This is a genomic window from Pseudomonas sp. KCJK9000, from assembly GCF_046230725.1.
Taxonomy (GTDB): domain Bacteria; phylum Pseudomonadota; class Gammaproteobacteria; order Pseudomonadales; family Pseudomonadaceae; genus Aquipseudomonas; species Aquipseudomonas promysalinigenes.
Map to the genome: position 1 here is coordinate 279,285 of NZ_JBJJLN010000001.1, position 6,000 is coordinate 285,284.

The following is a 6,000-nucleotide window of genomic DNA, read 5'->3' on the forward strand; positions in this document are numbered from 1 at the left end:
TGATGACGATGATGGCCTTGCGCTACTGCCGCCTAAGGTTCAACCCGCACTACGCAGTTGCGCCCTGCATGCTTGGCCCGGTACAACGCCTCATCGGCAGTACTGGCCATGCTCAGTGCGTCCAGGTCAGCGTCCAGTTGCACGACCCCAGCGCTGAAGGTGCATTGCAGATCCTTGGGCTGCGCGGGGTACAGAATCTCGGCGAAGCGCCGGCGAATCTCGTCCAGCACTTTGTGCGCGTCCCTGAGCGAGGTGTTGGGCATGACGATGGCGAACTCCTCACCACCGTAGCGGCCAATGAAATCGGTTTTGCGCAAACGTTGTTTGAGAAACAGCGCCAGGCTTTTGATCACCCGATCACCCATGGGGTGGCCGTGGCGGTCGTTGATCTTCTTGAAATGGTCGATATCGAGCATGGCGAAGCTTAGCGGGCGCCCTTCGCGGCGGGCGCGGTAGGTGCAGTCTTCGAGCAGTTGCAGAATATGCGTGTGGTTGTACAGCCCGGTCAGGCTATCGCGGACCATGCGCGCCTTCAGGTGGCGGGCACGGGCTGCACGGTTGCGCACGGTGGTGATCAGGTGGCGCGAGCGGAACGGCTTGGTAAGAAAATCGTCGCCGCCTTCGCTCATGGCGTCCAGTTGCTTGTCCAGATCATCTTCGGCAGACAAGTAGATGATCGGTAGGCTGACGTACCGGTCGTTGTGGCGGATCACCTTGGCCAGTTCAGGGCCTGAACAGGTCGGCATGTAAAGGTCGAGAATGATCAGGTCGGGTTGAAAGTCGGCAAGCTCTGCCATGGCGCCAATCGGGTCGTTCAAAGTGCGGGTCAGCATCCCGGCACCTGTCAGTACCCGTTCTGTGTGCAAGGCCTGGGTACGTGAGTCATCGACGATCAGCACGCGCAACGGATCTTGCTGGGCGTGACAGGTGATGGCTTCGAGTTTTTCCAGCAGACTGGAGGCCTCCAGCGTACCGGTCAAAAACGCTTGGCCGCCGGCCCGCACCGCAGCAAGGCGGGTGGGTGTGTCCGCTTCGTGCAGGCTGAAGAACAATAACGGTATGGGTGCCTCTTGCCCTAGTTGAGCCCGCGCGGCCAGCTCAAGGCCAGTGCCGGGGCCTGCGTAATCGACATCCATGACGATCGCCGCAGGCGGTTGTTCGGCCAGGGATGCCAGAAATGCATCGGCGCACGCCAGCGGCTGGGCGCTCAGGCCAAAAAACTCCAGTTGCTGAGCCAGGCGCTCGGCGCGTTCATGGTCATGCAGCAACAGATAGATGGGTTTGCGCACAGGCAGCAGGTCCAGCCGATCAGGCTGGTCGCCGTGGCGCAGGCGGGTGCGCGACAGGCGCTGCAATAGCTGTTCGAGCTCCCGTGGGAGGCGGTCCTTGCTCGGCTCGGCTGCTGGGGTCATGTCCTGACTACTTATTAGTGGGCTATGCAGGGGCGATGATGGCTCCATGCTAGCACTCCTTTTTGCTCTTGCACGTGCTCCGGGTCAACAAAGCTTCAAGAATCAATATTCAGTTATTGACCGATTGGTCGCTTATGCGTAAGGCAGTGTCTGCTTTATAGTGCTGCAATGCGGGCTTGTCGTGGCACCCTGGCACAGGCCTGTGGTCAAAGCCCCTAACCGTCGTGACTGATTAAGGACAAAGCCATGCTGGACTGGAAAAACCGCGAGGCCAAAGCCGAGCCCCGTGAGCGTGTGGATGGCCGTAGCGCTGCAGCCCGTAGCTACTTCGGTGGCCTCTGGAGCCGCGCCCTTGGCACGTTGATCGGCCTGTATCTGCTGGTCTGCATTGGCCTGGGCTGGTATTGGAGCGAGGAGCCGGCGTTGTTCCCGGTGCAGCAGAATGCCCAGGCTGCCGCCGAGCGCAACGGCCAGCAGATGGTGATCGGTTACACCACCGTGGAAACCCTCAAGACCGTGGCCAGTACGCTGCTGGACAAACCGGGCGGCTACATTTCCAACGACCGCTTCCCGCCTGGCCTGTGGATGGACAACATGCCGAGCTGGGAATACGGCGTGCTGGTGCAGGTGCGCGACCTGTCCCGTGCCCTGCGCAAGGATTTCGCCCGCTCGCAGTCGCAGTCCACCGAAGACGCCGACTTGGCCAAGGCCGAGCCACGCTTTAACTTCGACAATAAAAGCTGGATTCTGCCTTCGAGCGAATCGGAGTTCGAAGAGGGCATCAAGTCGCTGTCGCGCTACCAGGCCCGCTTGGCTGCTGGTGACAAGGGGGCGATTTTCTATACCCGTGCCGACAACCTGAACAACTGGCTGGGCGATGTCGCCACGCGCCTGGGCTCGCTGTCGCAGCGCCTTTCGGCCAGTGTTGGCCGTGTCAAACTCAACACCAACCTTAAGACCGAATCGGTCGTCGCAGGCCAAGCGCCGCAGGTCGATGAAGAGGTGGTGGAAACGCCGTGGCTGCAGATCGATAACGTGTTCTACGAAGCCCGAGGCCAGGCGTGGGCGCTGTCGCACCTGCTGCGCGCCATCGAGGTCGATTTCGCCGACGTGTTGGCCAAGAAGAACGCGACTGTCAGCGTGCGTCAGATCATTCGCGAGCTGGAAGCGTCCCAGGAACCGCTGTGGAGCCCGATGGTGCTCAACGGCAGTGGGTTTGGCATGTGGGCAAACCACTCGCTGGTCATGGCTAACTACATTTCCAGGGCCAACGCTGCGGTAATCGACCTGCGCCAACTGCTTTCGCAGGGTTGAGCATGGCCATCGGCGCCAACGAGGTCGCCCACCGGGCGGCCTCCGACCGCGAACTGGTGACTTGGGTGGATGCACAAGACCAGGTGCTTGGCGCTTTGCCCAGGGCCGAGCTGCGTGAGCGCGGCTTGATCGGCCGTTGCACGTTCATCCTGCTGTTCAACGGTGCCGGTGAGTTGTGCGTGCACCGGCGCACCTTGAGCAAGGCGCTGTACCCTGGGTATTGGGACGTGGCGGCCGGCGGCATGGTCGCAGCAGGTGAGGCCTATGCCGATTCGGCGGCCCGTGAGCTGGCGGAAGAATTAGGCATCGAGGGCGTCTCCTTGCGTTTTCACGAGCGCTTCTATTTCAACCAGCCCGACAACCACCTGTGGTGTGCGGTGTATTCGGCCGTTTCGGATGCGCCGCTGCGGTTGCAGCCCGAAGAAGTGAGCGAGGCGAAATTCATCAGCCTCGAGCGTGCCGAGCAGGAGAGCCTGACCAAGCCCTATTGCCCGGACTCGCTGGCGGCCTTGCAGCGCTACAAAGCCAGCCTTTGTTGACGGCTAAAGCCCATACCTGGGGTGTGCGCAGCCCCTGTAAGCGCGGCTTTTCAGCCCAATACCGGCGCTGGCGATGCCATACATCGCGTCGCTTGATTGGCAGGTCTAGCCACTTCTACACAACAGCCTGATTTATCGTTACACTGCGCGCCCTTTTCGGGCTGTCGCAGGATCTTGCGACAGTAGCGCCGCCCCTGCCAGAGTGGGGCTTCGCGGTCGGCACCCGCCGACCAGTTTTTGTCCTCAGCACAGAGGAACAAAAGTGGCCAAGAAAGCTTCTTCCTTCGCCGCCCTTGGCGGTCTCGTTTTCTCCACCGATGCCGGTCGGCACTGCCCTGACTGCAGCCAGCCCGTGGACGCCTGCACCTGCAAGCAGCAGGTCATCCCCGAGGGGGACGGCATCGCCCGCGTGCGCCGTGAAAGCAAAGGCCGTGGTGGCAAGACTGTGACGACTGTCACCGGGGTGCCGCTGCCGCTCGACCAGCTCAAGGAACTGGCCAGCACCCTCAAGCGCCGCTGCGGTACCGGCGGCGCACTCAAGGAGGGTGTGATCGAGATCCAGGGCGACCACGTCGAGCTGCTGATTGCCGAGCTGATCAAGCAGGGTTTCAAGGCGAAAAAGTCCGGCGGCTGACCAGCCCACGCTTTTTTGCCCAACGCTTTCTAAACTCGTTGTCGTGACCAGGGTCTACCCCGGGGGCACGGACTAATCGTCATTTTTGGCTTTTACACTGCGCCCGCCTGCTTGTGGGGCAGTGTCTTGCACTTATCTATAGGGGACTTGAATGTCCGTACGACGCACACGCAAAGACGATGGTAGCCAGTGGACTGTGGCCGACAGCCGCAGTGTGTATGGCATTCGCCACTGGGGCGCAGGGTATTTCGCCATCAATGAGGCCGGGCGCGTCGAAGTGCGCCCCAATGGCCCAGACAGCTCGCCGATCGACCTGTACGAACAGGTCGATGAGTTGCGCAAGAGCGGTTTGTCGCTGCCATTGCTGGTGCGCTTCCCCGACATTCTGCAAGACCGTGTGCGCCAGCTGACCGGCGCGTTCGACGCCAACATCGCGCGCCTGGACTACCAGAGCCAGTACACCGCGCTGTACCCGATCAAGGTCAACCAGCAAGAAGCCGTGGTGGAAAACATCATTGCCACGCAGAACGTCTCGATTGGCCTGGAGGCCGGTTCCAAGCCCGAATTGCTGGCGGTGTTGGCCCTGGCACCCAAGGGCGGCACCATCGTCTGCAATGGCTACAAGGACCGTGAATTCATCCGCCTGGCGCTGATGGGGCAAAAGCTCGGCCACAACGTGTTCATCGTTATCGAAAAAGAGTCGGAAGTTGCCCTGGTGATCGATGAGGCAGCCGAGCTCAAGGTCAAGCCGCAGGTCGGCCTGCGCGTGCGTTTGTCGTCGCTGGCCTCGAGCAAATGGGCCGATACCGGTGGTGAGAAGTCCAAGTTCGGCTTGTCCGCCGCTCAGCTGATTTCGGTGGTGCAGCGCTTCCGCGATGCCGGTCTGGACCAAGGTATCCGCTTGCTGCACTTCCACATGGGGTCGCAGATCGCCAACCTGGCCGACTACCAGCACGGCTTCAAGGAAGCCATCCGCTACTATGGCGAACTGCGCGCATTGGGCTTGCCGGTCGACCATATCGACGTGGGCGGTGGCCTGGGCGTCGACTACGACGGTACCCATTCGCGCAATGCCAGTTCGATCAACTACGACATGGACGACTACGCAGGCGTGGTGGTCGGCATGCTCAAGGAATTCTGCGACGCGCAGGGCCTGCCGCACCCGCACATCTTCTCCGAGAGCGGCCGCTCGCTGACTGCACACCACGCCATGCTGGTGATTCAAGTCACCGACGTGGAGCGGCACAACGACGAAGTGCCAACCATCGAGAACAAAGAAGCCTTGCCTGAAACCGTGCAATGGCTGGTGGACCTGCTGGGCCCGACCGACATCGAGATGGTTACCGAGACCTACTGGCGCGCGACCCACTACATGGGTGACGTAGCAGCGCAGTATGCCGATGGCAAGATCAGCCTGGCTGAGAAGGCCCTGGCAGAGCAGTGCTACTTTGCCGTGTGCCGTCGCCTGCACAACTCGCTCAAAGCCCGCCAGCGCTCGCACCGCCAGGTGCTGGACGAGCTCAACGACAAGTTGGCCGACAAGTACATCTGCAACTTCTCGGTGTTCCAGAGCCTGCCAGATACTTGGGCCATCGGCCAGGTGCTGCCGATCATCCCGTTGCACCGCCTGGACGAGGAGCCGATGCGCCGTGCAGTGCTGCAGGACCTGACCTGCGACTCCGATGGCAAGATCAACCAGTACGTCGACGAACAGAGCATCGAAACCAGCATGCCGGTGCATGCGCTCAACGAAGGCGAGGACTATCTGCTGGGCGTATTCCTGGTGGGCGCCTACCAGGAAATTCTGGGTGACATGCACAACCTGTTTGGTGATACCGACTCGGTTAATATCTACCAGAATGCCGACGGTAGTGTTTACCACGCGGGCATCGAAACCCACGACACCATCGAAGACATGCTGCGCTACGTGCACCTGTCTCCTGAGGAATTGATGACCCACTACCGCGACAAGGTAGCCAGCGCCAAGATCAGCCCGCGGGAGCGAACCCAGTTTCTGGATGCGCTGCGTTTGGGGTTGACCCGGTCCTCTTACCTTTCTTCGTGATTGGGGGGTGTTTGGCGCGGCACCTTTAGCGCCTGG

The 6,000-nt window shown here is 61.1% G+C and carries 5 protein-coding genes; 4 read left to right on the forward strand and 1 reads right to left on the reverse strand.

All coding sequences use genetic code 11. The features are described 5' to 3' along the window. Nucleotides 1-32: 32 nt before the first annotated feature. A complete protein-coding gene (locus ACK59H_RS01240) occupies nucleotides 33-1,412 on the reverse strand; it encodes a diguanylate cyclase (RefSeq protein WP_060480533.1) in 1,380 nt (459 codons plus the stop codon). Nucleotides 1,413-1,658: 246 nt separating this feature from the next. On the opposite strand from ACK59H_RS01240, the gene ACK59H_RS01245 reads away from it, so the two are divergent. The 4 genes from ACK59H_RS01245 (at nucleotide 1,659) to speA (ending at nucleotide 5,964) form a co-directional block, all read left to right on the forward strand. Then, nucleotides 1,659-2,726: a DUF2333 family protein gene (locus ACK59H_RS01245; protein ID WP_060480532.1), complete on the forward strand. Its 1,068-nt coding sequence runs from the start codon at nucleotides 1,659-1,661 to the stop codon at nucleotides 2,724-2,726. A 2-nt stretch (nucleotides 2,727-2,728) separates the two neighbouring features. Continuing rightward, nucleotides 2,729-3,265 carry an NUDIX hydrolase gene (locus tag ACK59H_RS01250; protein WP_060480531.1) on the forward strand — a complete coding sequence of 179 codons (537 nt, stop codon included), beginning with the start codon at nucleotides 2,729-2,731 and terminating at the stop codon, nucleotides 3,263-3,265. 262 nt (nucleotides 3,266-3,527) lie between these two features. Continuing rightward, the gene (locus ACK59H_RS01255) at nucleotides 3,528-3,899 is read left to right on the forward strand and encodes a translation initiation factor Sui1 (RefSeq protein WP_060480530.1); all 372 of its coding nucleotides are present in this window, start codon (nucleotides 3,528-3,530) and stop codon (nucleotides 3,897-3,899) included. A 151-nt stretch (nucleotides 3,900-4,050) separates the two neighbouring features. Then, a complete protein-coding gene (gene speA, locus ACK59H_RS01260; protein ID WP_060480529.1) occupies nucleotides 4,051-5,964 on the forward strand; it encodes an arginine decarboxylase in 1,914 nt (637 codons plus the stop codon). Nucleotides 5,965-6,000 lie beyond the last annotated feature (36 nt).